18 protein-coding genes are annotated in these 14,458 nt (G+C 71.8%); 9 read left to right on the top strand and 9 right to left on the bottom strand.

The genetic code is table 11. From position 1 onward, the window contains the following. The first annotated feature begins 69 nt into the window (after nucleotides 1–69). The gene (locus tag AB0C27_RS14135) at nucleotides 70–588 is read left to right on the top strand and encodes a pyridoxamine 5'-phosphate oxidase family protein (RefSeq protein ID WP_357842889.1); all 519 of its coding nucleotides are present in this window, start codon (nucleotides 70–72) and stop codon (nucleotides 586–588) included. 4 nt (nucleotides 589–592) lie between these two features. Here the strand turns inward: AB0C27_RS14135 and AB0C27_RS14140 are convergent, their stop codons facing one another. Beyond that, entirely contained in the window at nucleotides 593–982 is a 390-nt protein-coding gene (locus AB0C27_RS14140) for a hypothetical protein (protein ID WP_357842891.1), read from the bottom strand. 133 nt (nucleotides 983–1,115) lie between these two features. Here AB0C27_RS14140 and AB0C27_RS14145 point away from each other — a divergent pair, with 133 nt between their 5' ends. Then, nucleotides 1,116–1,520: a VOC family protein gene (locus AB0C27_RS14145; protein WP_357842894.1), complete on the top strand. Its 405-nt coding sequence runs from the start codon at nucleotides 1,116–1,118 to the stop codon at nucleotides 1,518–1,520. A gap of 151 nt (nucleotides 1,521–1,671) precedes the next feature. On the opposite strand, the gene AB0C27_RS14150 is transcribed toward AB0C27_RS14145, so the two are convergent. Then, nucleotides 1,672–2,037 (bottom strand): nuclear transport factor 2 family protein, encoded by a 366-nt coding sequence (locus AB0C27_RS14150; RefSeq protein WP_357842897.1) that lies wholly within the window; start codon nucleotides 2,035–2,037, stop codon nucleotides 1,672–1,674. Between the two features lie 386 nt (nucleotides 2,038–2,423). Between AB0C27_RS14150 and AB0C27_RS14155 the strand changes: the two genes are divergently transcribed. After that, entirely contained in the window at nucleotides 2,424–3,026 is a 603-nt protein-coding gene (locus AB0C27_RS14155; protein WP_357842900.1) for a TetR family transcriptional regulator, read from the top strand. A 154-nt stretch (nucleotides 3,027–3,180) separates the two neighbouring features. On the opposite strand, the gene AB0C27_RS14160 is transcribed toward AB0C27_RS14155, so the two are convergent. After that, on the bottom strand, nucleotides 3,181–3,945 hold the full coding sequence (locus AB0C27_RS14160; protein WP_357842903.1) for an SDR family oxidoreductase: 765 nt from the start codon (nucleotides 3,943–3,945) through the stop codon (nucleotides 3,181–3,183). A gap of 52 nt (nucleotides 3,946–3,997) precedes the next feature. Beyond that, nucleotides 3,998–4,966: an NADP-dependent oxidoreductase gene (locus AB0C27_RS14165; RefSeq protein WP_357842906.1), complete on the bottom strand. Its 969-nt coding sequence runs from the start codon at nucleotides 4,964–4,966 to the stop codon at nucleotides 3,998–4,000. 158 nt (nucleotides 4,967–5,124) lie between these two features. Between AB0C27_RS14165 and AB0C27_RS14170 the strand changes: the two genes are divergently transcribed. From AB0C27_RS14170 to AB0C27_RS14180, 3 genes are all read left to right on the top strand, one after another. Further along, the gene (locus tag AB0C27_RS14170) at nucleotides 5,125–5,508 is read left to right on the top strand and encodes a helix-turn-helix domain-containing protein (protein WP_357842910.1); all 384 of its coding nucleotides are present in this window, start codon (nucleotides 5,125–5,127) and stop codon (nucleotides 5,506–5,508) included. A gap of 144 nt (nucleotides 5,509–5,652) precedes the next feature. Further along, nucleotides 5,653–6,654 (top strand): NADPH:quinone reductase, encoded by a 1,002-nt coding sequence (locus AB0C27_RS14175; RefSeq protein ID WP_357842914.1) that lies wholly within the window; start codon nucleotides 5,653–5,655, stop codon nucleotides 6,652–6,654. Beyond that, nucleotides 6,611–7,216: a hypothetical protein gene (locus AB0C27_RS14180; RefSeq protein WP_357842917.1), complete on the top strand. Its 606-nt coding sequence runs from the start codon at nucleotides 6,611–6,613 to the stop codon at nucleotides 7,214–7,216. Before AB0C27_RS14175 ends, AB0C27_RS14180 begins: the two co-directional genes overlap by 44 nt. A gap of 76 nt (nucleotides 7,217–7,292) precedes the next feature. On the opposite strand, the gene AB0C27_RS14185 is transcribed toward AB0C27_RS14180, so the two are convergent. After that, entirely contained in the window at nucleotides 7,293–7,892 is a 600-nt protein-coding gene (locus AB0C27_RS14185; RefSeq protein WP_357842920.1) for a histidine phosphatase family protein, read from the bottom strand. Nucleotides 7,893–8,085: 193 nt separating this feature from the next. Here AB0C27_RS14185 and AB0C27_RS14190 point away from each other — a divergent pair, with 193 nt between their 5' ends. Beyond that, nucleotides 8,086–8,814 (top strand): VOC family protein, encoded by a 729-nt coding sequence (locus AB0C27_RS14190; protein WP_357842923.1) that lies wholly within the window; start codon nucleotides 8,086–8,088, stop codon nucleotides 8,812–8,814. On the opposite strand, the gene AB0C27_RS14195 is transcribed toward AB0C27_RS14190, so the two are convergent. Both AB0C27_RS14195 and AB0C27_RS14200 read right to left on the bottom strand, forming a co-directional pair. Further along, nucleotides 8,736–9,845 (bottom strand): radical SAM protein, encoded by a 1,110-nt coding sequence (locus AB0C27_RS14195; RefSeq protein WP_357842927.1) that lies wholly within the window; start codon nucleotides 9,843–9,845, stop codon nucleotides 8,736–8,738. The two genes, AB0C27_RS14190 and AB0C27_RS14195, sit on opposite strands and share 79 nt — an antisense overlap. Then, nucleotides 9,842–10,048: a hypothetical protein gene (locus AB0C27_RS14200; RefSeq protein WP_357842930.1), complete on the bottom strand. Its 207-nt coding sequence runs from the start codon at nucleotides 10,046–10,048 to the stop codon at nucleotides 9,842–9,844. The genes AB0C27_RS14195 and AB0C27_RS14200 overlap by 4 nt, the downstream gene beginning before the upstream one ends. Nucleotides 10,049–10,256: 208 nt before the next feature. On the opposite strand from AB0C27_RS14200, the gene AB0C27_RS14205 reads away from it, so the two are divergent. Beyond that, nucleotides 10,257–10,583 carry a sensory rhodopsin transducer gene (locus tag AB0C27_RS14205; RefSeq protein ID WP_357842933.1) on the top strand — a complete coding sequence of 109 codons (327 nt, stop codon included), beginning with the start codon at nucleotides 10,257–10,259 and terminating at the stop codon, nucleotides 10,581–10,583. A gap of 84 nt (nucleotides 10,584–10,667) precedes the next feature. Continuing rightward, the gene (locus AB0C27_RS14210; protein ID WP_357842935.1) at nucleotides 10,668–11,222 is read left to right on the top strand and encodes a helix-turn-helix domain-containing protein; all 555 of its coding nucleotides are present in this window, start codon (nucleotides 10,668–10,670) and stop codon (nucleotides 11,220–11,222) included. A gap of 27 nt (nucleotides 11,223–11,249) precedes the next feature. On the opposite strand, the gene hutU is transcribed toward AB0C27_RS14210, so the two are convergent. Together hutU and AB0C27_RS14220 are read right to left on the bottom strand one after the other, a co-directional pair. Further along, a complete protein-coding gene (gene hutU / locus AB0C27_RS14215) occupies nucleotides 11,250–12,923 on the bottom strand; it encodes a urocanate hydratase (protein ID WP_357842938.1) in 1,674 nt (557 codons plus the stop codon). An 18-nt stretch (nucleotides 12,924–12,941) separates the two neighbouring features. Beyond that, nucleotides 12,942–14,369 (bottom strand): cytosine permease, encoded by a 1,428-nt coding sequence (locus AB0C27_RS14220; RefSeq protein ID WP_357842941.1) that lies wholly within the window; start codon nucleotides 14,367–14,369, stop codon nucleotides 12,942–12,944. Nucleotides 14,370–14,458 lie beyond the last annotated feature (89 nt).

Below are 14,458 nucleotides of genomic sequence, written 5' to 3' on the forward strand. Positions count from 1 at the left end.
GGTTTAGGGCCCAGCATGGACGTCAACGCCCGGCCACAAGGGGCCGGGCATGACTCCACGAGGATCTCGATGCACGAAACGCCGGAAGAGCTGAAGGAACTGCAAGCTCTCCTCGACACCTCCCTCGCCCGTTCCACCCCGCATCTCCGCTCGATCATCGGCGGCGAGAGCACCCTGACCGCCGAGCAGCTCACCCAGGTGCTCACCGGCATGCGCACGCTCGCCCTGTCCACCGTGACGGCGAAGGGCGAGCCGCGGATCAGCGGCGTGGACGGGCACTTCCTGCACGGGAGATGGCATTTCGGCACCGCGCCAGGCGCGGCCAAGGCCCGCCACCTCGCCGCCAGGCCCGCCGTCAGCGCCGCGCACCTGCCCGGCGAGGAGCTGGGCGTGTTCACGCACGGCGAGGCCGAGATCCTCAACCCCCGTGGCGGCGAGCCGGCGGCGGACTGGCCCGACCTGCTCGCCTACTTCAAGGACTACTACGGCGAGGACGGCTTCGACTGGGACAACGACGTGGTCTACTTCCGGCTGCGTCCGCAGTGGATGACCGTGTACGCCCCCGACTTCGGCAAACTCGTCTCATGAGCGATCACGGGCGGCCGGCGCGGACCGCCTCGGGGCTGCGGCAGACGAGGCAGAAGCGGTAGAGGTCCACCCGGGTGAGCGTGCCGGCCGGGTTGTAGCGGCGCTTGCAGAAGGCCCGCCAGTTGCCGGTGGCCTCCAGCGCCGCGCCCGCGGTCTGGCACTTGAGGCACGCGTTGGGGTTGTTGTACGACGTGTCGAAGTAGTAGTCGCGGGGGACGGCGCTGTCGCTGCAGGCGACCGCGAGCGCGGCCGTACCGCTCGTCCCTGCGCTCGTCCCCGCGCTCGTGCTTGCGCCGGCGCTCCCGCCGGTCAGCAGCGTGACGACCGTGCCGAGTACGGCCGCCGCGCCCAGAATGACTACCGGCCGGCGTCCCGTCTTTCCCGTGATTGCCATGTCAGCCTCCTCCGTGGTGGAACACCGATTCTCGGCGCGGGCGCCAGGGCGGGACAGGGCGGCGACCGGGCATCGGCCGGACTTATCCCGACATGTCGCCCCGCCCCGTCGTGGCGGGCCCTAGTCTGCCGGCATGCGCATGCTGCACCTCGGGCTGCGGGTCACCGACCTGGAACGCTCGCTCGCCTTCTACACCGCCGTCGGGTACGCCGAGCTCGGCCGGGTCCCCGAGACGGGGTTCGGCAGCCTGACCATGCTCAAGCTGCCCGGGGACCCGTACGTGAGCCTTGAACTCGTGCACGATCCCGAGCGGCCCGTGAAGGACATCGGCGCCGTCAACCACCTCGTCATCCAGGTGGACGATCTCCACGCCACGATCGCCGGCCTCGCGGCCCAGGGCGTCACGGCCGAGCCGGCGGCGGAGCTGGGGCCGGGGTTCTGGACGTCGTGGCTGACCGATCCGGACGGCTACCGGATCGAGCTCGTCCAGTGGCCGCCCGGCCATCCGCCCGGCATGACGGAGGCGGACTTCACCTGACCGCTCCCGATCCCGCCGCCCGGTCCCGCCACCCGATGCCACCGGCCGGCCTCGCCAGCCGGTCCCGCCAGCCGGTCGGGACGTCGCCGTCGGAGGCGGGCGTTCAGCGCGTCAGGGCGCAAGGGCGACAGCGCGTCGGGGCGTCAGGGCGTCATGAGGATGCGTACACGGGTGCCAGGTCGATGAAGATGCGGTAGTCGGAGATCAGGCCGTCGTCGCGGGTGCGCCAGATCGTCACGGCGGCGACGCGGGCGTCCCGGCCGTCGAGCCGGCGGTAGGTGACCTCGGTCTCGGCGACGGTGTCGGCGCCGGCCCGCCAGTGCCTGACGATCCGGTGCCGCAGGCCGCCGATGGTGGCGTAGAACGCGCGCAGCCCGTCGGCGACGGCCTCGCGGCCCACCAGCGGCTCGGCGTTGCCGAACACCATCGTGGCGTCCTCGGCCAGCAACTTCGCGAACCCGTCGGGGTCGAACGCGTCGACGGTCTGGAATAGGCGGCGTACCTCGTCGTCGGACATGCCGATCACCCCTGCCGTTAAGGATCGATGCCCTCCACGATGGGCGCCCGGCCGCCACCGGGCAAGCCAGGGATTCGTGGATGGGCGCCTGGCGCACCGCCAGGCAAGCCAGGGCTTCGTACCGGTACGCCCGGAGCAGCGGCAACGCGCTCGCCGCCACCCACGACCACGTCCTGTTCAACGTCGGCACCCGTCGCCGGGACGGCTCGTACGCGTGGGGCGCGACCCAGGTGCTCCCGAATTCTGGACGATTCCTGCACACCGCGTCCTGGGCGTACGATCCGAGCCGCGCGTCGTTCGTCACGCCACCATCGCACTGTGACGTGCCACCTGGCTCGGCGTCGGTGTCTACGTGCGTAGACACCGACCAACTATACACTTGTAGAATGAGCGACCAGCCCGCATCCGACCGGCGCAGACGCGACGCCGCCGCCACCCGGCAGGCCATCCTCGACGCGGCGGTCGTCGCCTTCACCCGGCACGGCTACGACGGGGTGGGGGTCCGCGACATCGCCGGGAACGCGGGGGTGACCGCGATGCTCATCAACCGCTACTTCGGCTCGAAGGAGCAGCTGTTCGCCGAGGCGGTCGACGTGGCCTTCGCGCCGCGCACCGTCATCACCGGCACGGGACCGGAACTGGCCGCGAGCACCGCCCGCACGCTCGTGGCACGGACGGCGCCTGAGGCCGAGGAACTGGGTCCGTTCCTGCTCATGCTCCGATCGGCCGCCAACCCGCGGGCGGCGGAGATCATGCGCGAGGCGATCGCCCGCCACGCCGGCCGCCACCTCACCGAGGAGTTGTCCGGCGCCGGGGCCGAGGTGCGGGCGGAGCTGATGCTCGCGGTGCAGGCGGGGGTGTGGCTGCTGCGCCGCGTCATCGGCACCCCGGCACTCGCCGAAGCCCACTCCGACGACCTCGCCCAGCTCATCACCACCCTGTTCCGGTCCCTGAACCCCACCCCAGCCGACCCCGTCCCACAGGCGTAGCCGGCCGCGGGCTGACGTCGGGTGCTGGACGTGGACGGGTGCAGGCTGATGTCGTGCGCCCGGCCTGGATGGACGCGGGCTGATGTCGCGTACCCCGTCTGGACGGGCGCGGCGCTGACGTCGCGTACCCGGCCCTGGCCTGGACGGGGTGTCGTCAGCCGGCGGTCACGCCGCCGTCGATCGCGAGTGCGGCGCCGGTGATGAAGCCGGCCTCGTCGCTGAGCAGGAACGCCACGAACGCCGCCACCTCCTCCGCCCGGCCGACCCGCCCGATCGGGTGCATCGCCGCCCCCACCCGCAGCGCCTCCTCCGGCGTCGGGCCCATGCCGGCCCGCAGCAGCGGGGTGTCGATGCCGCCGGTGACCAGGGCGTTGACCCGTACGCCCGCCGGGGCCGCGTCGAGCGCCGCCGAGCGGGTGAGACCGATGACGCCGTGCTTGGCGGTGCTGTAGGCGGCCATGCCCGCCTGCCCGGTCACGCCCAGGATGGAGGCGTTGTTCACGATCGCGCCCCCGCCGCTCGCACTCAGCGCGGGGATCTGGTGCTTCAGTCCGAAGAAGACGCTGTTGAGGTTGAGCGCGAGGTCCCCTTGCCAGGCGTCGCCGTCGATCTCGGTCACCGCTCCGATCGCCGTAGCGGCGCCGACGTTGTTGAACACGCCGTCGAGCCGGCCGTACCGTTCGACCGCCTGCCGGACCAGCTCCGCCACCTGCCCTTCCTCGCGTACGTCGGTGGGGACGAAGGTGGCCTCCTGGCCGGCGAGCCGAAGGCCGGCCACCAGCGCCTCGCCCGCTTCCTTGCCTCGGGCGGCGAGAACGACCTTGGCGCCCTCACCCGCCAGCCGCTCGGCGGCAGCGCGGCCCATGCCGGAGGTGGCGCCGGTGATCAGGATGACTTTGCCGGTGAAACGCGTGGACATGATGATTCCTCAGTTCAGTGTTGTCGGGGTGATGTCGATGGCCAGATCAGGCTCAGAAGGTGAGGACGATGCGGCCGCGGACGCCGCCGGCTTCGAGTCGCCGATGTGCTTCTGCCGCCGCGGCCGCGGGGAGGGTCGCCGCGACGCGCGGGGTGAGCACGTCCTGCTCGGCGAGGTCGCGGATCTGGCGCAGTTTGTCCGTCCGGCCCGCGTAGTCCGGGACGAACGGCGTCAGCACAGTGACCCGGCCGCCGTCGTTCGACGTGTGGCCGCCGGGCAGCTTCTCGTCACGGAAGCGGGCGTAGGTCCCGCCGTCGCGGACGGCGTCGAGCAGCCCGGGCCCACCCAGCGCGGCATCGGCGAGGGCATCCACACCGTCCGGATACAACTCCCGAATCCGAGCTGCGGCGTTCGCTGTGGCGCCGTCGCGGGGGACGACGTCGGTCGCGCCCAGGTCACGGACCAACGCCTCGTCGGCGGGGGCGGCGTCGGCGACCACCGTGAGGCCCGCGTGTTTGCCGAGCTGCACCAAGTACCCGCCGACGGCCCCGGCGGCCCCGATCACCGCCAGGACCGAGCCGGGCGCGAGTGCCAGCTGGTCGAAGGCCAGCAGGGCGGTGAGGCCGTTCATCGGCAGTGTCGCCGCCGCCACGTGATCCAGGCCGACGGGCGCGGGAACGACCCAGCCGGCCGGCAGCACCACGTGCTCGGCGTAGCCGCCGGCGGCCTGGCCGACCGGGATCACCATCGCCATCACCGCATCGCCCACGGTGAGGCCGGTCTCGGTGTCTGGGCCGAGCTCGTCGATCACGCCGGCGATGTCCATCCCGGGCACGTACGGCCCCGGCACCCCGGCGAGCACCTGGGCGTTCACGCCGGAGCGCAGCAGCGTGTCGGCCGGGTTCACGGCCGCCGCGTGCACCCGCACCCGGACCTCGCCCGGCCCGGCATGCGGATCCGGCCACTCCATGACCCGCAGCACGTCCGGCCCGCCGAAGTCGGAAAAGCCGATGACTCGCATTGTCGCAGCTCCCGTACGGTTCTCTTTAGTTACCTGGTACGACGTTCGTACCCTCGCATTTCGGGATAAAGGCGACAAGAGAGCACTTTTATGTGCCCAGGTATCACCGAGAGAACCGTTCCGGAACGGAACCAGGTATCGTCCGTATACTTAGCCCTATGGCGGAACCGCTCCCGATCCTCGACGACGACGGCCTGTGCGAGGAAGGCCGCGACCTCATCCGCGGCGTGCTCGAACGCATCGGTGACAAGTGGTCCGTGATCGTCATCTGCCAGCTCGCCGACACCACCCGCCGCTTCAACGAGCTGCGCCGCATGAGCGCCCCCATCACGCAACGCATGCTCAGCGCGACCCTGCGCGGGCTGGAACGCGACGGCCTGGTGACGCGGACCGTCCACGACACCAAACCCCCGAGGGTCGACTACGCGCTCACCCCGCGCGGCACCAGCCTGCTCGAAGTCGTCCGCGCCCTGGCCGGCTGGGCGGAGCGCAACGCCACCGGCATCCTGGACTCCAGAACCGCCTTCGACGCCGCCGGGTGAGTCGAGGCTCGGCTGATGCCGGTCAGGGGCCGGTTCGCCGTGGGTTTCGGCGGGCGCGATCCGCGCTTGACCTGCGCGGACTTCGCCGCCGAACGGCACGTCCCTGCGGTTTCGCGGCCGGGCCTCGTGGACAGGAACGTTCGGATGGAGAACGTCCCTGCGGTCATGACGGCCGCGTACATCACCGGCCTCGGCCCGGCCGACCGGATCACGATCGGTGAGCTGCCGGTCCCGGCGCCCGGCCCGACGGACGTGCTCGTACGCACGGAAGCGCTGGCCGCCAACCAGGTCGACACGTTCGTCCGCTCAGGCGCCTATCGCACCCACACCCCGTTCCCGTTCGTCATCGGCCGCGACCTGGTCGGCGTCGTCGCCGCGCACGGCACCGGGGTCTCGGGGTTCCGGCCGGGGGAGCGGGTGTGGTGCAACAGCCTCGGTCACGGCGGCCGGCAGGGGTCGTTCGCCCAGTACGCGGTGGTGCCCGCCGACCGGCTGTACCGGCTGCCGCCCGATGTGCCGCCGGACCTCGCCGTGAGCGTCCTGCACACCGCCGCCACCGCCTGTATCGGGCTGTTCCGCGAGGGCGGGCTGCGGGTCGGCCAGACCGTCCTCGTCAACGGGGCCGCCGGCGGGGTCGGCAGCGCGGTCGTCCAGCTCGCCGTGGCCGCGGGCGCGCGAGTCGTCGCCACCGCCTCCGCGCGGGACGCCGACTGGTGCCTGTCCCTCGGCGCGAGCGCCGTCGTCGACTACCGCGACCCGCACGCGCTCGAACGGGTCAGGGACGCGGCTCAGGACGGCGTGCACCTCGTCTGGGACAACTCCGGCGTCAACGACCTCGAAACCACGCTGCCGCTGCTGGCCCAGGGAGGGCGCGTCATCGTCATGGCGGGGCTGCGCTCTCGCCCGGTGCTGCCGGCGGGCGACCTCTACCCGCGTGACCTGAGCATCCGCGGCTTCGCCATCAGCAACGCGTCGATCGCCGACCTCCGGTCCGCCGCGACGACGATCAACAGCCTGCTCGCCCAGGGCCGGCTCCGGGCCCGCATCGGGGCGCGGCTGCCGCTGCCGGACGCCGCCGAGACCCACCGCCTCCTGGAACGCCATGGGCCCGACCGGGTCAGGGGACGCGTCGTCGTCCTGCCGTGACTACCACTGCGGTCAGCGGGCTTCAGCGGGCCGCCCCGACGAAGCCGCCGCCTACGTCATCGAGGCCCTGACCGAAACCCTGGAGACGGGTTCAGTACCGTTTGAACGGCGCGCCCGCATGCTGGCCGGCTACCTCGCCGGTGAGCTGACCGAGCGGGCCTGCGAACACCCGCTGCGCGTCCACGTCGCCGCCGAACCGGGCGGCACCCCGCTCGACGACGAGCTGCACCTCCTCGTACGCGATCACGATGGTGAAACGTGCCGCCTGTCCGTGGCCCCGGCCACCACAGTGCCGCCGGCCGGGCCGGACGAGCGGATCGCCTGGGTCACGACGCTGCTCAGCGAGTTTCTCTGGATGAGCAACAACGACGCGGTCCGCTTCGAGGTGTCCGTCGAGCCCCACGGGGACACCGACGCCGCTTCCCGCACGTGGAGAGGTGACGACCTGCGACCGCTGGACAGCGCGGCGCTGGCCGCTGTGCTCGCGGAGACCGAGGAGACCGCCGCCCTCATCGTCGGCCCCGAACGGGCCGCCGTGATCGACGTCCACGACTACTGCTGACGGTCGCCTTGCCGGGCGTCGCGGAACTGCCGCGCGCATCACGCCGCGTCGCGCGCGTTCCAGCGAGCTGAGGGGCTCACACGTGCTGGTCGGGTGGGAAACCGGTCCAGCGGAGGTCCGGCGGCAGGTGGCTCATGTCGTTGAAGTACGCGACCGAGGCGGGCCGGTCCGAGTCGTAGCGGATCACGGTCAGGGCGGCGTTGGCGTGGTTGAGGCCGAGCCAGCGCCACTTCGGCGCGTCGAGCGCGGCGCGAACGAGCCAGCCGATCAGGAAGTTGTGCGTCACGACCAGCTCACGGCGGGTCCCCTCGTCCGCCGGGCCGGTGAACTCGGCGAGGGCCCGCGCGGCGAGGGCGTCGCCGCCGTCGGCGGGAAAATGCTCCAGGAAGGACAGGTAGCGGGCGGCGTGCTCCGGCGGCAGTTCGTCCGCGGTGGGGCGGTACGGGACGTAGTCGCCGGCGGCCTCCGACAGCCGCAGCGGAACGCCGGGCAGGTGTTCGCCGATGAGCGCGGCGGTCTGCGCCGCCCGGGGAAGCGGGCCGTGGTGGACGGCGGACAGGGGGACGTCGCGCAGCCGCTTCCCGAGCAGGCCGGCCTGGCGGCGGCCGTTCGCGGTGAGGCCGCTCTCGTCCGGCGTGGCCTCGCCGTGACGGGTGAGATACAGGTAACGGGTCATGATTCGGTCATTCATAGCAGAAGACCGCCACGGGGCCACCGGGAATGCTGCCAGGAAGGTCGCGTGGAGGTGTTGCGGGAACGCCGCCAGGACGTGAGGCCGTGCGAAAACGGTTGGCGGCGGCGCCGGCGGGCGGGCTAGCGTGGCCTCGGTCCCCGCGCCCAGAGGGGCCGTGGCGGATGGGAGATCCGGGATGCCTGCTCAGCTCATCGCACTCTGCTTCGACGCGAACGACCCCAAGGGGCTGGCCCGGTTCTGGGCCGGAGTGCTGGGCTGGGAGACGGCCGACGATCCGCACGACGGCATCACGCTGCTGCCGGACGACGACACCGGGTTCCGTGTCCGGTTCGTCCCGTCCGATGCGGAGAAGATCGGCCAGAACCAGATGCACTTCGACCTGACCAGCACGTCCCGGGAGGATCAGGAGCAGACGGTGGCCAGGGCGCTCGCGCTCGGCGGGCGGCACATCGACGTCGGGCAGCGCCCGGAAGAGGACCACATCGTGCTGGCCGACCCCGAGGGCAACGAGTTCTGCGTCATCGGCCCCGACAACAAGTTCCTTGCCGACTGCGGGTTCGTCGGAGCCCTGGCGAGCGACGGCACGCAGCGGGTCGGCTACTTCTGGAGCGAGGTGCTGGGCTGGCCGCTGGTCTGGGACCAGGACGAGGAGACCGCGATCCGCTCGCCGCACGGCGGCCCCAAGATCACCTGGGGTGGCCCGCCGGTGGCGGCGAAGCCTGGGAAGAACCGGTTGCACTTCGACCTCGTCCCCTCCGCCGGCCAGGACCGGCAGGCGGAGGTCGACCGCCTCGTCTCGCTCGGGGCGAGGCGGGTGGACATCGGTCAGGGCGAGGTCGGCTGGGTCGTCATGGCCGACCCCGACGGCAACGAGTTCTGCGTGTACGACCGCCCGGAGGCCTGATCGGCTGAGCGCGCCGGCCGTTCCGTCAGCTGCAGCAGCTTCGGGCCCTTCTTCGTGAACGCCTCGTACGGGCAGGCGGTCAGCTCGGGGTCGCGCGACTCCCACCCCTGCAGCCACAGGCGCAGACGCGGGTTGTCGACCTTGAGCGTGCCGTCGGGCAGTAGCCGGCCGACGGTGTTGGCCGGCTCCGACAGCCCGACGGTGCACTTGCCGAGCCGCCCGTCCGCCCGGACCATCAGCGAGTTGGCGCGGGCGGCGTAGCAGACCTCTTCCGGCTGGAACAGGCTCTCCTCCGCGTGGACGATCTGCTCCAGCGCGGCGAGCCGCGCGTCCGCCTCGTCGAGCACCTCCATGGAGGCGTCGCCAGGGCCGCCGAGCCGTACCACCCGCTTGAGGAACACCCGGAACCGAGGATCGGCGAGGAACGTGTCGCGCACCCGGGTGAGGAACTCCGGCATCACCGCCAGGTTCCCCGGCGTGAGATGGACCCGCAGCAGCATCCGCACGTCCGCCGCGCCGTCGCGGATCGACGTCAGGTTCCGCCAGATGCGCTCGAACGTCCCCTGCCCGTCAGCACGGACCCGCGTGTGGTCGTGGTGCCCGGCGGGCCCGTCCAGCGACACCTGGAAGCTGCGGATCCCCAGCTCGGCCAGGCGCCGCGCGGCCGCGTCGTCGAGCAGGTAGCCGTTCGTGGTCATGTCGCTGTCGTAATCGAGGCCGGGCGTGCGCCGCCGGGCCTCGGTCGCGTGGGCGGCGACCTCCTCGACGATCGGCCGGGCCAGCATCGGCTCCCCGCCGAACCACGAGAGCTGCAGGTGCGTCAGGTCGCCGCGGCGCCGGTCGATGAGGTTCTTCACGCCCTCGACGACCTCGGGACGCATCCGCCCGATGGCGAAGTCCTCGTAGCAGTACGTGCACCGGAAGTTGCACTGCTCGGTCGGGAAGAGGATGAGGTGGAGCCGGTCACTGCGGAACGAGGTGACCAGCTCCCGATCGAACGCGGAGACGCCCGCCGGCGCGGCCGTGCTCACTTGGGCGCGCAGCCGGCTGAGCAGTTGCCGCCGTGGCAGTTGTTGGTGACGTGACCCCCGTGTCCCGGGTTCGGGGTCAGTCGCGCTTGGAGGGCGAGGTCCTGGAGCGCCTTGGCGGTCTGCGGGTCGGCGATCGTGACTCGGCCCTCGTCGTCGACACTCACGTGCTCGGCGCGGACGGGCACGGCGGATTCATCGGCCATCGTGAACTCCTGAAGTCATTCCCCGCCGGTGCCGCGTGACGGCTGGGGGGACGGCCGGATGTGCGTGGCGCGGCGGTGGTTGCCTGCGGCTACGCCGAGCATCTACCCGAGCCGGTTCGCGGCGATAGCAAAGCCGGCGCCAACTCCTCTGATAGATCCCGCCCGGCCGGGGTAGCGGGACGGCCGGCGCGGCAGACGGGAGTCACGGATGAGCACGATGGCGGGAGACCGGAAGATGACGATCGTCGACGGGTGCCTGCCCGGCGACCAGCTCAGCCTGCTCAACGTCAGCGCGGGCACCGCCCGGGTCGAGCTGACGCTGTGCTCGGAGGGCGGCCGGCCGCTGGGGCCGTTCCGCCTGGTCATCCCGCCCCGGCGGACCCGCTCCTCCGTCCTGGCGGACCTGGCCGCCGGGCTTCCCGTACGGGACGACCGGCGGTACTCGGTGGTGGTCGTGGCGGACGCGCCCGTCCTCGTCCAGCCGCACCCGGCGGACCTGGACGAACCGGACACGGTACGACGGCCGGCGGCTTGACGGAGCCCTTCCGCAGAGGGTTCTGCAAGTAATCCTCTGCAGAGTCGTTCTGCACAATTGTCTCGGCATCGGTAGGCTGGGCGGATGTCAACCGACCCGGTCACGCACTCCCCGGCGGCGATGAAGGCGCTGGCCAGCCCGCTACGGCGGGAGATCCTGCGCCACCTGGCCAGCCACGGGCCCGCCAACTCGACCACGCTGGCCAAGGCCATGGGGCAGAACACCGGGACCACCAGCTACCACCTGCGGCTGCTCGCCGACACCGGCTTCGTGACCGAGCTGCGCGAGCGGGCCAAGGGGCGCGAACGCTGGTGGGACGTCGTCAAGGCCGACCGGCGGATGCCCGCCCGCGAAGACCTGACCGACGCCGAGCAGGACCTCGCCGAGCGGCTGGGAGACTCCCGGCTGGCCGAGGACCTGCGCATGCTGGCGGCCTTCGTCCGCGACCGGGACGAGGACAGCGACTGGCAGCAGGGCTCACGCGCCAGCACCTTCATGACCAAGGAGCGGCTCAAGGAGTTCCATGAGGAATACCTCAAGCTGGTGCACCGCTTCGGCTCCGACCGCGACGACGCGCCGGAGGGCGCCCGGATGATCCTGCTGCGCTGGATGGGCTTCCCCGGCCCCCGCGGCTCCTGACAACGGCCTCGGGGGCCGGCGGGCTGCTCAGGAAGCCTGCGGGTTGGAGGACTCGCGCATGGGCACGCGTACGCCGCTGGCCTGGGCGACCTCCGCGGCGTGATCGTAGCCGGCGTCCACGTGCCGGATGACGCCCATGCCCGGGTCGTTGGTGAGCACCCGGCGGATCTTCTCCCCGGCCAGCGCGGTGCCGTCGGCCACGGTCACCTGGCCCGCGTGGATCGAGCGCCCGATGCCGACCCCGCCGCCGTGGTGGATCGACACCCACGAGGCCCCCGAGGCCACGTTCACCATCGCGTTGAGCAGCGGCCAGTCGGCGATCGCGTCGGAGCCGTCCAGCATGCCCTCGGTCTCCCGGTACGGCGAGGCCACCGACCCGCAGTCGAGGTGGTCGCGGCCGATCACGATCGGGGCGCGCAGCTCGCCGCTCGCCACCATGTCGTTGAACCGCTCGCCGGCCCGGTCGCGTTCGCCGTAGCCGAGCCAGCAGATGCGTGCGGGCAGGCCCTGGAAGTGCACCTTCTCGCCGGCCAGGCGGATCCAGCGGGCCAGCTGCTCGTTGCCGGGGAACAGCTCCAGGATCGCGCGGTCGGTGGCGGCGATGTCGGCCGGGTCGCCCGACAGGGCCGCCCACCGGAACGGGCCCTTGCCCTCGCAGAACAGCGGCCTGATGTACGCGGGCACGAACCCGGGGAAGTCGAAGGCGCGCGCGTACCCGGCCAGCTGGGCCTCGCCCCTGATGGAGTTGCCGTAGTCGAACACCTCCGCCCCCGCGTCCATGAACCCGACCATGGCCTCGACGTGCCGGGCCATCGACGCGCGGGCCCGCTCGGTGAAGCCGGCCGGATCCTTCTCGCGCTCGAACGTCATGTCCTCGAACGCCATCCCGGCCGGCAGGTACGCGAGCGGGTCGTGGGCGCTGGTCTGGTCGGTGACGACGTCGACCGGGGCGCCTTCGGCCAGCATGCGCGGCAGCACCTCGGCGGCGTTGCCGAGCAGGCCGATCGACAGTGGGCGTCGGGCGTCCCTCGCCTCGGTGGCCAGCCGCAGCGCGTGCGCCAGGTCGTCGGCGCGCACGTCGAGGTAGCCGTGGTCCAGGCGGCGCTGGATGCGCGACGGGTCGCACTCGACGCAGATCACCACGCCGCCGTTCATGGTGACGGCCAGCGGCTGGGCGCCGCCCATCCCGCCGAGCCCGGCGGTGAGCGTGATCGTCCCGGCCAGCGAGCCGCCGAACCTCTTGGCCGCGACCGCGGCGAACGTCTCGTACGTGCCCTGGAGGATGCCCTGGGTGCCGATGTAGATCCACGAACCGGCCGTCATCTGGCCGTACATGGTCAGCCCGGCGGCTTCGAGGCGCCGGAACTCCTCCCAGTTGGCCCAGTCGCCGACCAGGTTGGAGTTGGCGATCAGCACGCGCGGCGCCCACTCGTGGGTGGTCATGACACCGACCGGCCGGCCCGACTGCACCAGCATCGTCTCGTCGGCCTTGAGCGTGCGCAGCGTGCGCTCGATCGCGTCGAACGAGCGCCAGTCGCGGGCGGCCCGCCCGGTGCCGCCGTAGACCACCAGCTCGTCGGGATGCTCGGCCACCTCGGGGTCGAGGTTGTTCTGCAACATCCGCAGCGCGGCCTCCTGCTGCCAGCCGAGGGCCGTCAGCGTGCTGCCGCGGGCGGCCCGGACCGGGCGTGCGCCTTCCATGATGTTCGGTTCCTTTCGTCAGCGGGCCGGTACGGCCTCGGCGGCGGGGTAGATCATCTCGGCGGGCGGGTTCGAGGTGCGCCTGGCCCAGGGGTAGTAGAGCACGGCGGTCGCCACCAGCCCGACGATCCACGAGATGTCGGCGCCGCCGAGCAGCTCGGTCACGGGCCCGGTGTAGAGCTTCTGAGCCAGGAACGGGATCTGGATCACCACGCCGAAGGCGTAGCAGACCAGCGCGGGCACGTTCCAGCGGCCGTAGCGGCCGGCCGGGTCGTACAGGGCGGGGATGTCCACCCGCTCCTTGGAGATCCGGTAGTAGTCGGTGAGGTTGATGGCGCTCCACGGCGTGAACACCATGAGCAGCACCAGCACGAAGTTCTTGAAGTTGTTCAGGAAGTCGGCGCTGGCCATGATCGCCACCGCGACCGACACGGCCGTGAAGCCGGCGATGTAGAGCGCGCGGGCCACCGGCGAGATCCGCGTGCGGCCGTTGAACGCGGTCACGGTCGTCAGCAGGCACATGAAGCCGCCGTAGGCGTTGAGCGTGTTGACGGTCAGCTTCCCGACCACGATCACGAGGTAGATCAGCAGCGCGACGGCCGCCGGCCCGGCCAGCTGACCGACGAACCCGACCTGGTCGCCGACGAACGCGTCACCGGAGACGGCCGCGATCAGCGCGCCCAGCGTCATCGCCCACTGCGAGCCGATCACGCTGCCCGCGAACGTGCCCCAGAACGTGGCCGACTCGGGGGTGCTGCGGGGCAGGTAGCGCGAGTAGTCGGCGACGTACGGGCCGAATGTCAGCTGCCAGGCCGCCCCGAGCCCCACGGCCAGCAGGAACGTCGGAGCCTCGAACGGCTTGACGCCGATGACCGCGCCCACGTCGTACGTGGTGAACACGGCGACCAGCAGGTAGCCGAGGCCGCAGACGCCGACCACGGTCGCGATCCTGCCGACGGTGTGGATGAGCCGGTAGCCGGTCACCGCGACGATCACCGTCAGCGCGCCGAAGACCAGGATGCCGGCGGTGGCGGGCACGTGCAGGATCCGCCCGAGCGCCTGCCCGGCCAGCACGCTGCCGGTCGCGGCGAAGCCCAGGTACATCAGCACGACCAGGACGAGCGGCACGACCGCGCCGAACACGCCGAACTGGGCCCGGCTGGAGATCATCTGGGGCAGGCCGAGCCGCGGCCCCTGGGCGGAGTGCAGCGCCATCACCACGCCGCCCAGCACGTTGCCGATGAGCAGGGCGATGATCGCCCAGAGGGCGTCGGCGCCGAAGACGACGGCGAGCGCGCCGTCCACGATCGCCGTGATCTGCATGTTGGCGCCGAACCAGAGGGTGAACTGGCTGCGCGGCGTGCCGTGCCGTTCGGCGTCGGGGATCACGTCGATCGTCCGGCGCTCCACGGCGGGGGCCGCGCCCGGGGGTCGGTCGTGCTGCATGTGGCGGTCCGCCTCTCGCGCGTCTCGCGCCCTGGGGGATACAGGGGATGGGGGAAATGTACAGTCCTGTATATACAGCTCGCTACCCT

The organism is Nonomuraea sp. NPDC048882 (assembly GCF_040649755.1).
GTDB classification, from domain to species: domain Bacteria; phylum Actinomycetota; class Actinomycetes; order Streptosporangiales; family Streptosporangiaceae; genus Nonomuraea; species Nonomuraea maheshkhaliensis.

Coding starts and splice junctions, on each gene's coding strand:
- AB0C27_RS14165 (WP_357842906.1), bottom strand. CDS start 4,966: ATGCGAGTCATCGGCTTTTCCGACTTCGGCGGGCCGGACGTGCTGCGG.
- AB0C27_RS14205 (WP_357842933.1), top strand. CDS start 10,257: ATGAGCACGATGGCGGGAGACCGGAAGATGACGATCGTCGACGGGTGC.
- AB0C27_RS14190 (WP_357842923.1), top strand. CDS start 8,086: ATGCCTGCTCAGCTCATCGCACTCTGCTTCGACGCGAACGACCCCAAG.
- AB0C27_RS14135 (WP_357842889.1), top strand. CDS start 70: ATGCACGAAACGCCGGAAGAGCTGAAGGAACTGCAAGCTCTCCTCGAC.
- AB0C27_RS14145 (WP_357842894.1), top strand. CDS start 1,116: ATGCGCATGCTGCACCTCGGGCTGCGGGTCACCGACCTGGAACGCTCG.
- AB0C27_RS14140 (WP_357842891.1), bottom strand. CDS start 982: ATGGCAATCACGGGAAAGACGGGACGCCGGCCGGTAGTCATTCTGGGC.
- AB0C27_RS14220 (WP_357842941.1), bottom strand. CDS start 14,369: ATGCAGCACGACCGACCCCCGGGCGCGGCCCCCGCCGTGGAGCGCCGG.
- AB0C27_RS14150 (WP_357842897.1), bottom strand. CDS start 2,037: ATGTCCGACGACGAGGTACGCCGCCTATTCCAGACCGTCGACGCGTTC.
- AB0C27_RS14160 (WP_357842903.1), bottom strand. CDS start 3,945: ATGTCCACGCGTTTCACCGGCAAAGTCATCCTGATCACCGGCGCCACC.
- AB0C27_RS14175 (WP_357842914.1), top strand. CDS start 5,653: ATGGAGAACGTCCCTGCGGTCATGACGGCCGCGTACATCACCGGCCTC.
- hutU (WP_357842938.1), bottom strand. CDS start 12,923: ATGGAAGGCGCACGCCCGGTCCGGGCCGCCCGCGGCAGCACGCTGACG.
- AB0C27_RS14180 (WP_357842917.1), top strand. CDS start 6,611: ATGGGCCCGACCGGGTCAGGGGACGCGTCGTCGTCCTGCCGTGACTAC.
- AB0C27_RS14200 (WP_357842930.1), bottom strand. CDS start 10,048: ATGGCCGATGAATCCGCCGTGCCCGTCCGCGCCGAGCACGTGAGTGTC.
- AB0C27_RS14155 (WP_357842900.1), top strand. CDS start 2,424: ATGAGCGACCAGCCCGCATCCGACCGGCGCAGACGCGACGCCGCCGCC.
- AB0C27_RS14185 (WP_357842920.1), bottom strand. CDS start 7,892: ATGACCCGTTACCTGTATCTCACCCGTCACGGCGAGGCCACGCCGGAC.
- AB0C27_RS14210 (WP_357842935.1), top strand. CDS start 10,668: ATGTCAACCGACCCGGTCACGCACTCCCCGGCGGCGATGAAGGCGCTG.
- AB0C27_RS14170 (WP_357842910.1), top strand. CDS start 5,125: ATGGCGGAACCGCTCCCGATCCTCGACGACGACGGCCTGTGCGAGGAA.